At 68.6% G+C, this 16,491-nt stretch carries 14 protein-coding genes; 5 read left to right on the top strand and 9 right to left on the bottom strand.

Annotated elements, in window-relative coordinates; translation table 11 throughout:
* Positions 1-56 precede the first annotated feature (56 nt).
* Positions 57-560 (top strand): glutathione peroxidase, encoded by a 504-nt coding sequence (locus PA27867_RS05705; RefSeq protein WP_066594327.1) that lies wholly within the window; start codon positions 57-59, stop codon positions 558-560.
* A gap of 4 nt (positions 561-564) precedes the next feature.
* Here the strand turns inward: PA27867_RS05705 and PA27867_RS05700 are convergent, their stop codons facing one another.
* Positions 565-1,227, bottom strand: a complete 663-nt coding sequence (locus tag PA27867_RS05700) for a VOC family protein (protein WP_066594324.1) — start codon at positions 1,225-1,227, stop codon at positions 565-567.
* Between the two features lie 156 nt (positions 1,228-1,383).
* On the opposite strand from PA27867_RS05700, the gene PA27867_RS05695 reads away from it, so the two are divergent.
* Entirely contained in the window at positions 1,384-1,863 is a 480-nt protein-coding gene (locus PA27867_RS05695; protein WP_066594321.1) for an Lrp/AsnC family transcriptional regulator, read from the top strand.
* Positions 1,864-1,994: 131 nt separating this feature from the next.
* On the opposite strand, the gene PA27867_RS05690 is transcribed toward PA27867_RS05695, so the two are convergent.
* From PA27867_RS05690 to PA27867_RS05665, 6 genes are all read right to left on the bottom strand, one after another.
* A complete protein-coding gene (locus PA27867_RS05690; RefSeq protein WP_066594316.1) occupies positions 1,995-4,283 on the bottom strand; it encodes a polyribonucleotide nucleotidyltransferase in 2,289 nt (762 codons plus the stop codon).
* A 276-nt stretch (positions 4,284-4,559) separates the two neighbouring features.
* Positions 4,560-5,612: a hypothetical protein gene (locus PA27867_RS05685; RefSeq protein ID WP_208857304.1), complete on the bottom strand. Its 1,053-nt coding sequence runs from the start codon at positions 5,610-5,612 to the stop codon at positions 4,560-4,562.
* Positions 5,609-6,592 carry a dihydroorotate dehydrogenase gene (locus tag PA27867_RS05680; protein ID WP_066594314.1) on the bottom strand — a complete coding sequence of 328 codons (984 nt, stop codon included), beginning with the start codon at positions 6,590-6,592 and terminating at the stop codon, positions 5,609-5,611. Before PA27867_RS05680 ends, PA27867_RS05685 begins: the two co-directional genes overlap by 4 nt.
* Positions 6,593-7,184: 592 nt before the next feature.
* Positions 7,185-7,826 (bottom strand): FMN reductase, encoded by a 642-nt coding sequence (locus PA27867_RS05675; protein WP_066594313.1) that lies wholly within the window; start codon positions 7,824-7,826, stop codon positions 7,185-7,187.
* A gap of 2 nt (positions 7,827-7,828) precedes the next feature.
* The gene (locus tag PA27867_RS05670; RefSeq protein ID WP_084020741.1) at positions 7,829-9,031 is read right to left on the bottom strand and encodes an LLM class flavin-dependent oxidoreductase; all 1,203 of its coding nucleotides are present in this window, start codon (positions 9,029-9,031) and stop codon (positions 7,829-7,831) included.
* A 61-nt stretch (positions 9,032-9,092) separates the two neighbouring features.
* Complete coding sequence (locus PA27867_RS05665) at positions 9,093-10,301, bottom strand: ROK family protein (RefSeq protein WP_066594312.1); 1,209 nt, start codon at positions 10,299-10,301, stop codon at positions 9,093-9,095.
* A 250-nt stretch (positions 10,302-10,551) separates the two neighbouring features.
* On the opposite strand from PA27867_RS05665, the gene PA27867_RS05660 reads away from it, so the two are divergent.
* Complete coding sequence (locus PA27867_RS05660; RefSeq protein ID WP_084020739.1) at positions 10,552-12,312, top strand: glycoside hydrolase family 13 protein; 1,761 nt, start codon at positions 10,552-10,554, stop codon at positions 12,310-12,312.
* 99 nt (positions 12,313-12,411) lie between these two features.
* On the opposite strand, the gene PA27867_RS05655 is transcribed toward PA27867_RS05660, so the two are convergent.
* The gene (locus PA27867_RS05655; RefSeq protein ID WP_066594311.1) at positions 12,412-13,950 is read right to left on the bottom strand and encodes an amino acid permease; all 1,539 of its coding nucleotides are present in this window, start codon (positions 13,948-13,950) and stop codon (positions 12,412-12,414) included.
* A 189-nt stretch (positions 13,951-14,139) separates the two neighbouring features.
* Here PA27867_RS05655 and PA27867_RS05650 point away from each other — a divergent pair, with 189 nt between their 5' ends.
* Together PA27867_RS05650 and PA27867_RS05645 are read left to right on the top strand one after the other, a co-directional pair.
* Positions 14,140-14,901, top strand: a complete 762-nt coding sequence (locus PA27867_RS05650) for an SDR family NAD(P)-dependent oxidoreductase (RefSeq protein ID WP_066594309.1) — start codon at positions 14,140-14,142, stop codon at positions 14,899-14,901.
* Positions 14,902-15,088: 187 nt separating this feature from the next.
* On the top strand, positions 15,089-15,643 hold the full coding sequence (locus PA27867_RS05645; RefSeq protein ID WP_066594308.1) for a type 1 glutamine amidotransferase domain-containing protein: 555 nt from the start codon (positions 15,089-15,091) through the stop codon (positions 15,641-15,643).
* Positions 15,644-15,653: 10 nt separating this feature from the next.
* Here the strand turns inward: PA27867_RS05645 and PA27867_RS05640 are convergent, their stop codons facing one another.
* On the bottom strand, positions 15,654-16,457 hold the full coding sequence (locus tag PA27867_RS05640) for a fructosamine kinase family protein (protein WP_066594307.1): 804 nt from the start codon (positions 16,455-16,457) through the stop codon (positions 15,654-15,656).
* Positions 16,458-16,491 lie beyond the last annotated feature (34 nt).

Below are 16,491 nucleotides of genomic sequence, written 5' to 3'. Positions count from 1 at the left end.
CCGGAAATCGTCCCGGGCCGGGCTCGTTCCGAGGTGCCGGGAGTAATCTGTTGGCCATGTCCGACTCCCCGCTCTACGACATCCCGCTCACCCTCATCGACGGCACACCCACCACTTTCGGTCGCTTCGCCGGCAAGACGGTGCTCGTGGTCAACGTGGCCTCCAAATGCGGTTTCACACCCCAGTACGCGGGGTTGGAGGCGCTCTACAAGCGTTACGCCGACAGCGGCCTGGTGGTGCTCGGCCTCCCGTGCAACCAGTTCATGGGCGAGGAACCAGGCACCGAAGAGGACATCCAGCAGTTCTGCGAGCTCAACTTCGGCGTCACCTTCCCGCTCACCGCCAAGGTAGACGTGCGCGGCAAGCACCAGCACCCGCTCTACGCGGAGCTGACGAAGTTCAAGAAGGGCGTGTTGCCCGGCCTGATCAAGTGGAACTTCGAGAAGTTCCTGGTGAACTCCGACGGCGTGATCGTGGACAGGTTCGCGTCAACGGTGGAGCCGGAGTCCGCCCAGCTCGTCGCGGCGATCGAGCAGTCCCTGGCCCGCACCGCGGCCTGAGAGCTCAGGCGTCCCAGCTGCACACGCAGAGCTCGTTGCCCTCCGGGTCGGCCAGCACCCACCAATCCGGCGCGTGTTCGTCGGTGAGCAGCACTCCCCCGACGTCGATGATGTCCTGCACGCGCTCCTCGCAGTCGGCGACGGGCACGTAGACATCCAGGTGGATGCGGTTGCGTTCCACCCTGGGCAGCTCCATGTGCTGGAACCAGACCCTGGGGCCCAGGCCGCGCGGGTCGGTCAGTTCGGTCTCACCGGGCTCGCCCGACTCCACGTAGCCCAGCCCCACCCGCCAGAACGGGCGCACGGCATCCGCGTCGGCGCAGTCGATGGCAACATCGATGCGGGTCGGCAGCAGGTGGGTGGCGCGGGCCTCCTGCTCCCCGGCGAGTTCCTGGATGCGCAGCGCGAGCCGCAGGTCCCGCTCGGTGACCCCGGCCACGTCGTGGGAGCTGAGCTGGAACTCCACCGTTCCCCACGCCAGGGTGACGTCGGGGTGGTGGTTCAACGCCTCGGCGTCGGCGGCCACCGCGTCGACCAGGCGCACCGCGGCCGCGAAGTCCGCGGTGCGGTATGTCGCGTAGAGGGCGCCCTCCAGATGGATGAAGTCTCCCCCGGCGAGCACCGTGTGGGTTTGGGCGGGCGTCAGGGTCTCTCGGGTGTCAGCCATGCGCCCACTCTTCCGCGCCGGGCTGACCCGGTCAACCCGCAGTCGATGATCGCGAGCCCGGTGCGGCCCCGGCCGTGCGCGGCGCTCGGCTCGATTCGGTCACGGTGCGCAATGTGCCCTGTTCAGGGGGTAGGACGCATGCTACGGTCTGGCAGTATGCACCATCTGGACCGAGTCGACCTCGAGCTGCTCACAGCCCTCTGCGCGAACCCCGACAGCACCTATGTGGGCCTGGCCCATACGCTCGGGCTATCCCGCAATACAGTGCAGGCCCGGATGACCCGGCTCGAGGAGTCGAAGGTGTTCCTCGAATTCGACCGGCGGATCAGCGCCGCCGTGCTCGGCTATCCGCTGACGGCATTCATCGAGGTGTACATCGCGCAGAAGCGGGCCGCGGAGATCATCGCCGAGCTGGTCCTGATTCCCGAGATCGTGCAGGCGCACGGGATGAGCGGAGCGGCCGACCTGCTCGTGCGGGTGGCCTGCGCCGACGCCGAGGACCTGTTCCGGATCGACCGCACCATCCTCGCCTGTGATGGTGTCGAACGCACCGAGACGTCCCTGGCGATGGGCGAGCTCATTCCCTACCGGGTCACGCCGCTGCTCGAGCGCGGCACCCAGCCCAAACCAGCCTGACGACGGACGCCGCCGGCACACGCTGCCGGCGGACGCCGAGGACGGACGCGAAAAGGCCCGCCCTGCCGAAGCAGGACGGGCCTTCCGTCTGACCGGCACACCTGGCGAGAGGTGACCGGCAGAACTAGTGACTAACCTTCGGCCGGAGCTTCGGGTCCCTCGGATGCGGCGTCGCGACCTTGCGTGTCGGCCTCATCGGCGAGGACCGGGGCGAGCGAAAGCTTGCCACGGTCGTCAATCTTGGTGATCTCAACGAGGACCTTCTGGCCCACGCCGAGGACGTCTTCGACGTTCTCCACGCGCTTGCCGCCGGCGAGCTTGCGCACCTCAGAGATGTGCAGCAGGCCGTCCTTGCCCGGGAGGAGCGAGACGAAGGCGCCGAAAGCGGCGATCTTCACGACAGTTCCGAGGAACTGCTCGCCGACCTCGGGGTTGGTGGGGTTCGCGACGGAGTTGACCATGATGCGCGCGGCCTCGGCCGAGGGACCATCGACAGCGCCGATGTACACGGTGCCGTCTTCCTCGATCGAGATGTCGGCGCCGGTCTCGTCCTGGATCGAGTTGATCATCTTGCCCTTCGGGCCGATGAGCTCGCCGATCTTGTCGACGGGGATCTGCACGCTGATCACGCGGGGCGCGGTCGGTGCCATCTCGTCGGGCTTGTCGATGGCGGCGTTCAGCACAGCGAGGATCGTCGTGCGGGCATCCTTCGCCTGCGTCAGCGCGCCGGCCAGGACCGACGCGGGAATGCCGTCGAGCTTGGTGTCGAGCTGGATCGCGGTGACGAATTCGCTCGTGCCGGCAACCTTGAAGTCCATGTCGCCGAGGGCGTCTTCGGCACCGAGGATGTCGGTCAGGGCCGCATAGCGGGTCTGGCCGTCGACGGTGTCGGAGATGAGGCCCATCGCGATACCGGCGACGGGGGCGCGCAGCGGCACTCCGGCGTTCAGCATCGACAGGGTGGAGGCGCAGACGGAACCCATCGAGGTGGATCCGTTGGAGCTGAGCGCCTCGGAGACCTGACGGATGGCGTACGGGAATTCCTCACGCGTGGGCAGCACGGGAACCAGGGCACGCTCAGCGAGCGCTCCGTGGCCGATCTCGCGACGCTTCGGCGTTCCGACCCGACCGGTTTCACCGGTGGAGTAGGGCGGGAAGTTGTAGTTGTGCATGTAACGCTTCTTGGTGACCGGGCTCAGGGAGTCGATCGTCTGCTCGAGCTTGAGCATGTTCAGCGTGGTGACACCCAGGATCTGGGTCTCGCCGCGCTGGAAGATAGCGGAACCGTGCACGCGCGGGATGACCGCGACCTCGGCGTCGAGCGGGCGGATGTCGGCCAGGCCGCGTCCGTCCATACGAACACCCTCGTTGAGCACGCGCGAGCGCACGACGAGCTTGGTGACGGACTTGTACGCCGCGCCGACCTGGTTGTTGGCGGTTGCGGGCAGTTCGCCGGCTTCGACCTTGGCCGCGATGGCGGTCTTGACGGATGCCTTGAGCACGTCGTCGGCATCCTGACGCGCGATCTTGTCGGCGATGACGTAGACGTCCTTGAGGCCGTCGTACGCCAGGGCTGCGACAGCGTCGTAGACCTCGGTGGTGTACGGCGGGAACAGCGGGTAGTTGCCGGTGGGCTTGGATGCCGCGGAGGCAACCTGCTGCTGGGCGACGATGAGCTGCTTGATGAACGGCTTGGACGCCTCGATACCCTCGGCGATGACCTCTTCGTTCGGCTTGATGGCGCCGCCCTGGATCAAAGTCCAGGCGTTGTCGGTCGCTTCGGCCTCGATCATCATGATCGCGACGTCTTCGCTGCCATCGGCATCCGTCACAACGCGGCCGGCGACGACCATGCTGAACACGGCCTCTTCGACCTGCGAGTGCTTCGGGAAGGCGACCCACTGGCCGGAGCCGTTGGTGTCGGGGATGAGGGCGACGCGGACGCCACCGATCGGGCCGGAGAACGGCAGGCCGGCGATCTGGGTCGACATGGACGCGGCGTTGATGGCCAGCACGTCGTAGTACTCGTCGGGCGCGATGGCCAGAACGGTCACGACAACCTGGATCTCGTTGCGGAGTCCGTCGACGAACGACGGGCGCAGCGGCCGGTCGATCAGACGGCAGGTGAGGATCGCCTCGGTCGACGGGCGACCTTCGCGGCGGAAGAAGCTGCCCGGGATGCGGCCAGCGGCGTACATGCGCTCTTCGACATCGATGGTCAGCGGGAAGAAGTCGAAGTTGTCCTTCGGCTGCTTGCTGGCGCTCGTGGCGGAGAGAAGCATGGTCTCTTCGTCGATGTAGGCGGCGGCTGAGCCCTGCGCCTGCTGGGCGAGACGCCCGGTTTCGAAACGGATGGTGCGCTTGCCGTACTTGCCGTTGTCGATAACGGTCTCGGCGAACGTGATTTCTGGACCCTCCATATGGGGGTTCTCTCCTTTGTTTAGACTCGTTTGCCCGTGTGGCGCGCGAGTGGGACATCGGAGCAGGATCAGGCAGAACATGGCTGCCGAACATGTGTTGGGCGCCGACGTTGCTGGCCACCAGTAGAAATTCACCAACGTCGTGTGCCTGGCACTGTGTTTGGGAAACACTGTCGCGTTGGGAAACCACCACCGAGGACCAGCGTCCTGCCGGTCTGCTCCGGGTAAAGCGGGTAGATCCGAAGAACTACCTGACTAAGCCTAGCAGAACAGGGGTTAACCGATAGGGATGCGGGCGTCGAAGACCGGTCCGTCGGCGCAGACCAGCGGGCCCTCCACGCTCGGGTCGGTGCGCACCGGGGCGGCGCAGCCGTGGCAGTAGCCGAGCCCGCACGCCATGTGCGCCTCGAGTGAGGCCTGCACGGGCACGTTCCAGAGCGCCCCGAGCTCGGCGGCGAGCCGGGCGAGCACGCCGGCGCCGCAGACCATGACCACGTCGGGTGGGGTGGCCCCGGGTGTGGCTCCGTCGTATTCGGCGCGCAGCCGGTTTTTGAGAGTGGGGAGATCGCTCGAGCCGTCGTCATCGGTGGCCTCGATCACACGCACGTCCAGTTCGGCGCAGTCGCTGCGGCCGAGCAGCTGGTCGGGGCGTTGGCCGCTGAGCACCATGGTGGTGCGGATGCCCAGGGTCGCCGCGTCCTCCGCGGCGCCCATGACGCCGCAGATGCCCACCCCGCGGCCGATGAGCAGCGCCGACCGGCTGCCGGGAGGGAATTCGAAGCCGCGGCCGAGCGGACCGGTGAGCTGCAGGCTCGCGCCGACCGGAACGGTCGCCAGGGCGCGGGTGCCCCGACCGACGACGCCGTAGATCAGCTCCACGGTGCCGGGCATCGCCGCGGTCGCCGGATGGTCCGTGGTGGCGGGGCGCGCCGGCATCGCGGGACGGCGCCGGTGGATGGCCATCGGCCGGGGCAGCAGGATGGTGTCTCCGTCGCTGGGCGGCACCGTGATCATGAGGAACTGACCGGCCTGCGCGGTGGCGGCGATGGTGTCGCTGGCCAGGACCAAGCGCCGGTAGCGCTCCCCCACCGGCTCGTGCACGAGCACCTCGGCGTCGTCCCAGACCGGCTGCGGGCGTTGCACGGTCGAACGCGGCCGCACCGAGATGAGCCCGTCGAGGGCCGCCGCATCCGCGTCGGCAAACGCGCGCTGACGCGCTGCGGCCGCCCGCCGGGCGGCGTCAGCCTCCCTCCGCTGGTCGAGCCCCTCACGCTGGTCGAGCTTGTCGACCAACGACGGGTTGCGTTCCGAGAAAGGGTTCGGGTTCACAGTGCGGACTCCAGCTCGAGCAGCTCACGGATGCTGCCGACCTCGGCATCCACACACCGTTGCCGCAGCCCCCGGGCAATCTCCACCGCGGCGAACGGCCGGCCGAAGCTCGCGGTACCCACCTGCACGGCGCTGGCCCCTACCGCGAAGTAGTCGAGCGCGCCGTCGACGGAGCCGACTCCGCCGCAGGCGATCACCGGGATCTGCACGGCGCGCGAGGCGAGCCAGACCAGCCGCAGCACGATCGGTGTGATCGACGGTCCGGACAGGCCGCCGATGATGTTGCCGAGAATCGGCCGGCGGGTGCCGGCATCCAGCGGCATCGCGGGGATCGAATTGGCCACGCAGACGGCGTCGGCGCCGGCCTCCTCGGCGGCTCGCGCACAGTCGGCGATGGAGGCGACCAGCACCGGCAGCTTCACGATGACGGGTTTGTCGGTGACCCGCCGCACGGCTGCGACCACGGCGCGGATGGCCGCGGGGTCGGAGCCGATGTCGGTGCCGTCCCGGTCGAGGTTGGGGCAGGACACATTGAGTTCGAACGCGCTGCCGTGCTCGCGCAGCGCCTCGACAACGGGGGCGTATTCGCTCGGCCGGTGCCCGCCGACGCTGATGATCGTGGGCACGCCCAGGGCGGCGTAGCGCGGGTGCAGCTCGGCCAGGTAGCCGGCCGGGCCCCGGCTGGGGATGCCAACGCTGTTCACCATGCCCGCGGGGGTCTCGGTGAGCCGGTGCACCGGGTTGCCGCCGCGGGCGGAGCCGAACACGGTCTTGGTGACGGTCGCGCCGAGCTCGGTGACGGGGATCAGGGTGCCCAGTTCCGGGCCGAAACAGCCGGACGCCGGCATCACCGGGTTGTGCAGCGTGAGGGTGCCGATGCGCGTTGAGAGGTCAACCGCCAGATCGAGCGGGTCGGGGCCGGCGGCGAAGAACGCGGCGCGGGCATCCGAAAATACGGGTCCCTCGCGAAGGGCGACCATGAAAGACCTGTCTGTCTGCGCGGTTGTCACGGCTTCCGTCTCTGCGGAAGCACTCTCTCCAGCGCACCTTGTTCAGTCTGCCGCCCGGCCCGCGGGCCGGGCAGAGCCGAAGGTCCCGGCGCAAACGCGGGCTTCCGCGCGAGACGCGACAGTCCCGCTGGCCGAGCTTTTCGAGACCTAGTGAGACAACCCGCGTCACACACGGATGTCACGGGGTCTCGACAGGCTCGACCAGCGTGCGGGGGCACGACACACACGCAGGCCTCCGCGCGGAACGCGACAACCCCGTTGGTCGAGCTTGTCGAGACCTGGTGGGAGTCGCTCGCCAACGCGACCCACGATGGGCGCGACACACACGCACGTTGCGGGGTCTCGACAGGCTCGACCGACGGAATGGGCACTTCACGCACGCACGTCACGGGGTCTCGACACGCTCGACCAACGGACGGGGTGCGACACACACGCACGTTGCGGGATCTCGACCCGGTTGACCAGGGGATGGGGGCACCGGGTGAGGACGCGAAAGCGGCCGTGCGGTTGCCTCAGCGAGATGAGGCGACCAGACGACCGCTTTCGTGGAACTGGACCGGGGCTAGCGGGGCGGGAACAGGCCGGCGGGGTTGAAGCCGGCGGGGAGCTCGAAGGGGTCGCGGATGCGGGCGGACCGGTCGGACCGGGCGACAAGGGCCGCCAGCTCCCCTGCGGCACGCTCGATGCGTGCCGGCAGGGTCTGCACCCGGCTGTCGATCCGGCCGCCGTCGCCGGTGCCCCAGTCCTCCGACGCGGCGAACACCGACGTGGGCACCACCACGGCGTGCAGGTAGGTGAACATCGGCCGCAGCGCGTAGTCCAGGGCCAGTGAGTGCCGCGGCGTTCCCGCCGTCGCGCCGATCAGCACCGGCTGGTCGGTGAGACTGCGGTTGTCGATCACGTCGAAGAAGGTCTTGAACAGTCCGCTGTAGCTGGTGGTGAAGATCGGGGTGACGGCGATCAGGCCGTCGGCCGAGGTGACGGCCTCGATCATCTCTTCCAGCCGCGGGTTGGCGAACCCGGTGAGCATGTTGTTCATGATGTCCTGCGCGTAGTCGCGCAGTTCATACGTCACGACCGTGGTGGTGACACCCTCGTCGGCCAAGCGCGCCACGGTGGCCGTGGCGAGCTTGTCGGCGAGCAGCCGGGTTGACGAGGGCTGGCTGAGCCCGGCGGAGACGATCGCCAGGGTGCGCTCGGTCATCTCTAGGCTCCGGTCTTGCCGGCGCCGGCCAGGCCGAACGCGGCTCCCGACGCGCGGCGGTGCGGTGCGATCGCGGCGGCCGTGTCGAGGTCGTCACGGTGAGCGGATGCGACCGCGGTCGGCGCCTGCGCGGCCTCGGCGGCGATCACCAGGGACTCGTGGGTGGGCCCATCCGGCACGTCGGCCGGGCGGTTCTTCGCGAATTCCTTGCGGAGCACGGGTACGACCTCCTCGCCGAGGATGTCGAGCTGCTCGAGAACGGTCTTCAGCGGCAGTCCGGCGTGGTCCATCAGCCAGAGCTGACGCTGGTAGTCGCCCACGTAGTCACGGAAACCGAGAGTGCGGTCGATGACTTCCTGCGGGCTGCCGACGGTGAGCGGCGTCTGCGAGGTGAAGTCCTCCATGCTCGGGCCGTTGCCGTAGACCGGCGCGTTGTCGAAGTACGGCCGGAATTCGCTCTTGGCGTCCTGCGAGTTCTTGCGCATGAACACCTGGCCGCCGAGTCCGACGATCGCCTGAGCGGCGGTGCCGTGACCGTAGTGCTCGAAGCGGTTGCGGTAGTACTTGACCATCTTGGCGGTGTGCGAGGCGGGCCAGAAGATGTGGTTGGAGAAGAAGCCGTCGCCGTAGTACGCGGCCTGCTCGGCGATCTCGGGGCTGCGGATGCTGCCGTGCCAGACGAACGGCGGCACGCCGTCGAGCGGGCGCGGGGTGGACTGGAAGCCCTGCAGCGGGGTGCGGAACTGGCCTTCCCAGTCGACGAAGTCCTCGCGCCAGAGCCGGCGCAGCAGCGCGTAGTTCTCCAGGGCGAGCGGGATGCCCTGGCGGATGTCCTGGCCGAACCAGGGGTAGACGGGTCCGGTGTTGCCCCGGCCCAGGGTGAGGTCCACCCGGCCGTCGGCGATGTGCTGCAGCATGGCGAAGTCCTCGGCGATCTTGACCGGGTCGCTCGTGGTGATCAGCGTGGTCGCCGTCGAGAGGATGATCCGCTCGGTCTTGGCCGCGATGTAACCGAGCATGGTGGTCGGCGACGAGGGCACGAAGGGCGGGTTGTGGTGCTCGCCCGCGGCGAAGACGTCGAGGCCGACTTCCTCGGCCTTCTGGGCGATGGTGAGCATGGCTTTGATGCGCTCATGCTCGGTGGGGGTCTGCCCCGTGGTGGGATCGGTGGTGAGATCGCCGACAGTGAAGATTCCGAACTGCATTTTCAGCCTCCAAGACTCAATGCGTTTGCATGTACCAGTGTCAACGGCAGCGGGGTCGATCCTATTCCCGAACCATTATGGGCGCGGTAGCACTGGTTTCGCTGGGATGCTCCGGCACGGTGAGCCGGGCCAGGGTGTGCTGGATCGCGACAGCGGCCGCTCCCCGGGCCCAGGAGGAGACGCCGGTGTCGTCGATGCTGATCTGCAGCGGCGTGGCCTCGGGGTCGCGGCCCGCGCGGGCCGCACCGATGACCTCATCGGAGACGATCGCCCACAGCCCGATTCCCTCGCCGGCGAGCACCACGGTGTCGAGCATGGCGATGTTCGCGATGAGGGCCACCAGGCGCCCGAGTGCCCGCCCCGACGCCCGCAGCACCTCGAGGGCGGCGCTCTCGCCCGCCGCGGCGAGCGCGAGCACCTCGTCGTAGCCGACCTCCCGGCCGAGCAGCCGGCCCACCGACGCCCGGATGGACGATTCGGTGAGCATGGCGTCCGAGCATCCGCGGTGCCCGGCATCGCAGAGCGGCCCGTTCTCGTCGAGCGGAACGTGGCCACCGAGGCCGAGGCCGCTGTCGCTCGTGGTGATGACCTGGTCGTTGACCACGAGGCCGTAGCCCACCCCGGTGCCGATGGTGAGCACGGCGAAGGTCGACGTTCCGCGGCCGGCGCCGAACCACTGCTCGGCGGCGGCCAGCCCGGCCACGTCGTTCTCCACGAAGACCGGAACCCCCAGGACTTTCTCCAGCGCCGTCGCGAGGTACACGTCCCGCCAGCCGAGGAACGGTGCCCGGGTGACGACGCGGGAGCGCGCGACCTTGCCGCCCACCGAGACTCCGACGGCGGCCAGGGATGCGGCGGCCTCCTCGCCGCCGGCGAGCTCCCGCACGAGATCGACGAGGTGTGCCACGACCGTGCTCTCCTCGCGAGAGCTGAGCGACCGCTGACCCGCTTCGAGCTCCTTGGCCCGTAAGTCGGTCAGCACGCCGAAGGCATCGTCGGCGGTGAGCTTCACGCCGACGAACCGGCGGCCGTCGACCCGCACGTCGAGCGGACGGGTCGGGCGGCCGACGCCGCCGCTGTGGTCATCGTTGAGTTCCACAAAAAGACCGCGGTCGAAGAACGGCTTGCCCAACCGGGTCAGGCTCGCCGGCGACAGGCCGAGACGCCGGCCCAGTTCGGCCCGGGAGATCGGCCCGTGCATGAGTACGGCTCGCGCCAGGCTGAACGCCGACTCACCCAGTGGTGGCAGGGCGTCGTGGCTCCCGTGCATGGCGTGCGCCTTTCTGTCCCCCATAAACGGGTTGGCACTCATCTTGACATAGAGATAGGCGCGCGCGCGTCGCCGGCGGGCCGGGCCCCGCGACCCCTGGCCACGACAGGCGGGCACCCCACCCGACCAGCCCTCCCGCGCGTATCCACGGCGCCGAGGCTCGTCCCCCGGAGTGGTGCCACCGTGAGGGCGGACGCTACATTGGACGGACGATTTATTTCTATCGGTAAACCAATTCGTTCAGCACCGGATGCCCAGCGCCTGTCCGCTGGATCCCCGGCCAGGGAGGACCCCCGTGACCGCAGTCGAGCCCCGAACCCCAGCAGACCCCGCCACCACCACCGAGCTCGCGCCCGCCGCGGCCCCGTGGTGGACCACGGCCGTGGTCTACCAGGTCTATCCGCGCAGCTTCGCCGATTCCGACGGCGACGGCATCGGTGACCTCGGCGGGGTGCGCGCCAAGCTCGACCACCTCGCCGAACTGGGAGTCGACGCCATCTGGCTGTCGCCGGTCTACCCGTCCCCGCAGCACGACAACGGGTACGACATCCGCGACTACCAGGACATCGACCCCGTGTTCGGCAGCCTGGAGGAGTTCGACGCCCTGCTGGCGGAGGCCCACGAGCGCGGCATCAAGATCGTGATGGACCTGGTGGTGAACCACACGAGCGACGAGCATCCGTGGTTCGTCGAGTCGCGGTCGTCGACCGACAACCCCAAGCGCGACTGGTACTGGTGGCGTCAGCCCGGTGCGGCCGGCGCCGAACCGAACGGGTGGGGCAGCGCGTTCAGCGGCCCGGCCTGGACCCTGGACGAGACGACAGGCGAGTACTACCTGCACCTGTTCGCCAAGCAGCAGCCCGACCTCAACTGGGAGAACCCCGAGGTGCGCCAGGCCGTCTACTCGATGATGAACTGGTGGCTGGACCGCGGCGTCGACGGGTTCCGGATGGACGTGATCAACTTCATCGCCAAGCAGCTCGACCTGGTCAGCGGGCCGGCCGCTGCCTCCGACGAAGGCTCCCCGATGGGTGCGCAGATCCACGACTACCTGCAGGAGATGCATCGCGAGGTCTTCGCCGGGCGCACCGGCGCGCACCTCACCGTGGGCGAGATGCCGGGGGTGAGCATCGACGACGCCGTGCTCTTCACGGATGCCGCACGCGCGGAGGTCGACATGATCTTCCAGTTCGAGCACGTCTCGCTCGACCAGGGCGTGCACAAGTTCGATCCGCTGCCGCGCAACCTGGTCGCACTCAAGCGCAGCCTGGCGCGCTGGCAGGAGGGCCTGGCCGAGACGGGCTGGAACAGCCTGTACCTGAACAACCACGACCAGCCGCGCCTGGTGTCCCGGTTCGGCAACGACACCGAGTTCCGGTACGAGTCGGCCACGCTCTGGGCCCTGGTGCTGCACCTGCACCGCGGCACGCCCTACATCTACCAGGGCGAAGAGATCGGCATGACGAACGTGCGGTTCGAGGGCATCGAGGACTACCGCGACATCGAGTCGCTCAACCACTACCGCGAGGCCGTGGAGCAGTTCGACCAGTCCCCGGCGAGCGTGCTGGCCGGGGTGCACGCGATGGGCCGCGACAACGCGCGCACGCCCATGCAGTGGGATGCGTCCGCCCACGCCGGTTTCACGACCGGCACCCCCTGGATCGCCGCGAACCCGAACTTCCCCGAGATCAACGTGGCGGCCGACCGTGCGGCCGAGCGGAGCGTGTTCCGGTTCTACCAGCAGCTCATCGCGCTACGGCACGACGACCCGGTGGTGGCGCTGGGCGACTTCGAGCTGCTCGAACCCGAGCACGAGAAGTTGTACGCGTTCACCCGCACCCTCGACGACCGGGTGCTCCTGGTGCTCGCGAACGCGTCGGACACCCCGTTGACCCTGCAGGGCGAGTGGGTGCCCGACGACATCTCGGGCGCCGAGCTCCTGCTCGGCAACTACGCCGGCGACGGCGCCGCGGCACTCCGCCCGTGGGAGGCCCGGCTCTACCGGCTCTAGCCGCTCCAGCCGGCATCCGCCCGCGGCTTCTGTGCCCGAAACGGAGATCTGCGCCCGGCGTACCGGGCGCAGATCTCCGTGTCGGCAACGTTGGCGGGGTTACTCGCCGCGGACGGCGCGCTCTTCGCGTTCAATCTCCTCGCGCCGGGTGGCGTCGACGAGGAGCTTGGCGTTGATGCCCACAAGCGAGTGGCGACGGCCGTAGGCGAAGTACACGATGAAGCCGAGCACCAGCCACACCAGGAACCGCACCCAGGTGAGCGTGGTGAGGTTGAGCATCAGCCAGAGGCAGAGCGCGGCCGAGAGGATCGGCAGGTACGGCGACAGCGGCACCTTGAACGAGCGCTTGAGGTCGGGGCGCTTCTTGCGCAGCACCACGACGGCGATGCTCACGAGCACGAACGCCGAGAGCGTGCCGATGTTGATCATCTCTTCGAGCACACCCACGTCGGTGAGCCCCGCGATGAGCGCGACGGCGGCGCCGGTGATGATCTGGATGCGCACGGGCGTGCGGCGCTTCTCCGAGGTGACGCTGAGCCAGCGCGGCAGCAGGCCGTCGCGGCTCATGGCGAAGAGCACCCGGGAGAGCCCGAGCAGCAGCACCATGATCACCGTGGTGAGGCCGGCCAGGATGCCGATGGAGATCACCTGGGCGGCCCATCCGGCGCCGACGGCGATGAACGCCGTGGCCAGGGAGGCGTTGGGGTCGTCGGCGAGAACGGTGTACGGCACCATGCCGGTGAGCACCAGGCTCACACCCACGTAGAGCACCGTGACGATGGCGAGGCCCGCGAAGATGCCGCGCGGCAGAGTCTTCTGCGGGTTCTTGACCTCTTCGGCGCTCGTGGCCACCACGTCGAAGCCGATGAACGCGAAGAACACCAGTGAGGCACCGGCGAGCAGGCCGAAGATGCCGTACTGGGCGGGGGCGGCACCGGTCATGAAGGAGAACAGCGACTGGGTCCACACGTCGCTGCCGACACCATCCGTGGTGGGCACGGACTCGGGGATGAACGGCGAGTAGTTGGCCGGGTTGATGAAGAACGCGCCCACGACGATGACGAAGAGCACGATCGCCACCTTGACGATGGTGAACACGCTGGCGACCCGGGCGGAGAGCTGGGTGCCCAGCACCAGCAGAGTGGTGAAGATCGCGACGATCACGAACGCGCCCCAGCTCACCTGCAGGCCGAGCACGTCGATGGTGGACGGGATATCCCAGTTCCAGAGCGCGAACACGTTACTGAGGTAGATGCCCCAGTACTTGGCGATCACGGCGGCGGCGGTGAGCATCTCCAGGATCAGGTCCCACCCGATGATCCAGGCGAGCAGCTCACCCAGCGTGGCGTAGGTGAAGGTGTACGCGGAGCCGGCCACGGGTACCGCGGAGGCGAACTCGGCGTAACACATGATCGCCAGGGCGCAGGTGACGGCGGCGAGCACAAACGCGAGGGTGACCGACGGGCCGGCGTAACTGCCGGCGGCCTTGGCGCCCACGGAGAAGATGCCGGCGCCGACGGCGACGGCCACGCCCATGACCATCAGGTCCCACGTGCCGAGGGTGCGTTTGAGACTGTGCCCCTTCTCCAGGGAATCAGCCATCGACGATTCGATGCTCTTGGTGCGCCAGAGACTCATGGTGTATCCGATCGTGTAAAGCTCAAGTTTATGGGTGGCGAGCAGTCAGCGGCAGACCGAAGGTCCCTCCCGACATACCCGCCCTTCCTGTGAGGTGCGTGATAAACCCCCGAACAGGGAATTCGGTCCTCGAGGAACCGTGTTTGCTTTCGTGTATCCCCACCGGATCAGGACACAGAAAGCGTGCATATGAACTCCCGCAGATTCCAGGACCAGGTCGTCTTCATCACCGGAGGAGCCTCAGGGCTCGGGCTGGCCGCGGCTCGCCGGTTCGCCAGCGAGGGTGCCACCATCGCCATCGCCGACCTGAACACCGAGGCCGCCGAGACGGCCGCCGCCGAATTCCCCGGCGCGATCGCCATCACGGTCGACGTGTCCAAGCCCGAACAGGTCGAGGCCGCGTTCGAGACGGCCATGGACAAGCTCGGCAAGGTCAACGTGATCTTCAACAACGCCGGCATCGACGGCAAGCAGCAGCGCCTGCACGAGATGGACGTGAAGAACTGGGACCTCGTCTCCCGCATCAACGGTGACGGTGCCTTCTTCGTGCTCAAGTACGGCATCACCGCGCTCCTGGCCTCCGGCGGCGGCAACGTCGTGAGCACCGCCTCCACCGTCGGCCTCGCCGCGCAGGAGAACATCTCGCCGTATTCCTTCACCAAGGGCGGACTGGTGAACCTCACCCGCTCGGCCGCCGTGGAGTACGCCAAGGACAACATCCGCATCAACGCCGTCGCCCCCACCGCGGTGCGCACCCCGCTCGTGGAGCACTTCATCGACAGTGCCGACGACCCGACCGCCATGCGTGAGCTGATGGAGAACTTCAACCCGATCCCGGGCATGCCCACTCCCGACGATGTCGCCGATGCCGTGCTGTTCCTCGCCTCGTCGGAGGCCGCGTGGATCACCGGCCACACCCTGCCCGTCGACGGCGGCTATCTCGCCCGCTAGGCACGTCACCGCCCGGCTGATCACAACCTCAGCGTTTGGTGAGTATGGGCGCACTCGCGCCGCGGCGTGACTAGCGTGGAATCCGGGGAGGTCGGCTGTGTGGCGGCCTGCCCGGAGCCATCCGCTTCACCGTGCCTCTCGTCACGTGGACGAGACAATTCGACAGCACAAATGGACAAGGAGAACCATGACGACCACCGAACTTTCCGGCAAGCGCATCGCCTTCCTGCTCACCGACGGCTACGAAGACAGCGAGCTGAGCAGCCCGTGGCAGGCCGTGACCGAGGCCGGCGCCACCGCCGTGCTGGTGTCCCCCGCCACCGAGAGCATCACCGGCAAGAAGGGCCACTCGCAGTATGTCGACCTGGCCGTCGCCGACGCCCGCGCCGACGACTTCGACGCGCTGGTGCTGCCGGGCGGCGTCGTGAACGCCGACCACCTGCGGATGGACCAGGACGCGATCGCCTTCACCCGCGACTTCTTCAGCGCGCACAAGCCCGTGTCGGCCATCTGCCACGCCGCCTGGATCCTCATCGAGGCCGGCGTGATCGAGGGCCGCACCCTCACCTCCTACCCCAGCCTGAAGACCGACCTGCAGAACGCCGGAGCCACCTGGGTCGACGAGGAGGTCGTGGTGGACAACGGGCTCGTGTCCAGCCGCACCCCCGACGACCTGCCGGCGTTCAACGCCAAGGTCATCGAAGAGGTGGCCGAGGGCGCGCACGCCGGGCAGACCACCTGACCGGTCGCGGTTACCGGGTGCTGGGCAGCTCAAGCACGGCCTCAGCGGCCTGCTCGAGCGCCCGACCGTAGGCGGCACCGTGACCGGCCGCGTGCACGGCGAGCGGATGCAGCTGGTGCAGCGGCGTCCGCGCCCGCCAGCCCGCCCGTAGGGGCGACGCCGACTCGTAGCCGGCGGTGATCTCCTCCAGGTAGGGGCAGCCGAACAGGGCCAGCATCGCCAGGTCCGTCTCGCGGTGTCCGCCGTGCGCGGCCGGATCGATGAGCACCACCCCGTCGGCCGACCAGAGCACGTTGCCGGTCCAGAGGTCGCCGTGCAGCCGGGCGGGCGGCGCGCCGTCGTCGAAGTCGCCGGCCTCGATGCGGGCGCAGGCCGCGTGCACGGCCTCCGATTGGCGTGCGGTGATGCCGCCAACGTCAAGGGCGATGTCGAGGTAGGGCAGCACCCGGTACCGGGCGTAGAAGGCACCCCAGGTGTCTTCGTAGGCGGCGGGCAGGCTGCGGTTGCCGATGAACAGCGAGCCACTCCAGTTGTCGGGCGGTGCGCCGAACGCCGCCGCACCGGCCGAGTGCGTCACCGAGAGCTGGGCGCCGAACGCCCGGGCCGCAGCAGTGGTGGGCGGCACCTCGTCGATGGTCTCGAGCACGATATGGCCGGGCTCCAGGTCGATCACCTGCGCGGTGCGCACTCCCCCGGGCACCGCGAGCCAGACCAGCCCGGCCGCCTCGGCCTCGAAGAACCCGGACGGCGCGTCGTGCCGCCTCTTGTCGAACCCCCGAGGGTCGCCGCCGGGTGAATTGACGAAGTCGCTCATCCCTCCACTCTGACCGTTTGCGGGGCTGGGCGCT

The organism is Cryobacterium arcticum, assembly GCF_001679725.1.
GTDB classification, from domain to species: Bacteria; Actinomycetota; Actinomycetes; order Actinomycetales; family Microbacteriaceae; genus Cryobacterium; species Cryobacterium arcticum_A.
This window is presented reverse-complemented; position numbering and strand designations above follow the sequence as displayed.

Excerpts from the sequence above, each read along its gene's own strand:
- PA27867_RS05650 (WP_066594309.1), top strand. The coding sequence starts at position 14,140 with ATGAACTCCCGCAGATTCCAGGACCAGGTCGTCTTCATCACCGGAGGA.
- PA27867_RS05665 (WP_066594312.1), bottom strand. The coding sequence starts at position 10,301 with ATGCACGGGAGCCACGACGCCCTGCCACCACTGGGTGAGTCGGCGTTC.
- PA27867_RS05655 (WP_066594311.1), bottom strand. The coding sequence starts at position 13,950 with ATGAGTCTCTGGCGCACCAAGAGCATCGAATCGTCGATGGCTGATTCC.
- PA27867_RS05690 (WP_066594316.1), bottom strand. The coding sequence starts at position 4,283 with ATGGAGGGTCCAGAAATCACGTTCGCCGAGACCGTTATCGACAACGGC.
- PA27867_RS05680 (WP_066594314.1), bottom strand. The coding sequence starts at position 6,592 with ATGGTCGCCCTTCGCGAGGGACCCGTATTTTCGGATGCCCGCGCCGCG.
- PA27867_RS05670 (WP_084020741.1), bottom strand. The coding sequence starts at position 9,031 with ATGCAGTTCGGAATCTTCACTGTCGGCGATCTCACCACCGATCCCACC.
- PA27867_RS05695 (WP_066594321.1), top strand. The coding sequence starts at position 1,384 with ATGCACCATCTGGACCGAGTCGACCTCGAGCTGCTCACAGCCCTCTGC.
- PA27867_RS05705 (WP_066594327.1), top strand. The coding sequence starts at position 57 with ATGTCCGACTCCCCGCTCTACGACATCCCGCTCACCCTCATCGACGGC.
- PA27867_RS05700 (WP_066594324.1), bottom strand. The coding sequence starts at position 1,227 with ATGGCTGACACCCGAGAGACCCTGACGCCCGCCCAAACCCACACGGTG.
- PA27867_RS05645 (WP_066594308.1), top strand. The coding sequence starts at position 15,089 with ATGACGACCACCGAACTTTCCGGCAAGCGCATCGCCTTCCTGCTCACC.
- PA27867_RS05660 (WP_084020739.1), top strand. The coding sequence starts at position 10,552 with ATGCCCAGCGCCTGTCCGCTGGATCCCCGGCCAGGGAGGACCCCCGTG.
- PA27867_RS05640 (WP_066594307.1), bottom strand. The coding sequence starts at position 16,457 with ATGAGCGACTTCGTCAATTCACCCGGCGGCGACCCTCGGGGGTTCGAC.
- PA27867_RS05675 (WP_066594313.1), bottom strand. The coding sequence starts at position 7,826 with ATGACCGAGCGCACCCTGGCGATCGTCTCCGCCGGGCTCAGCCAGCCC.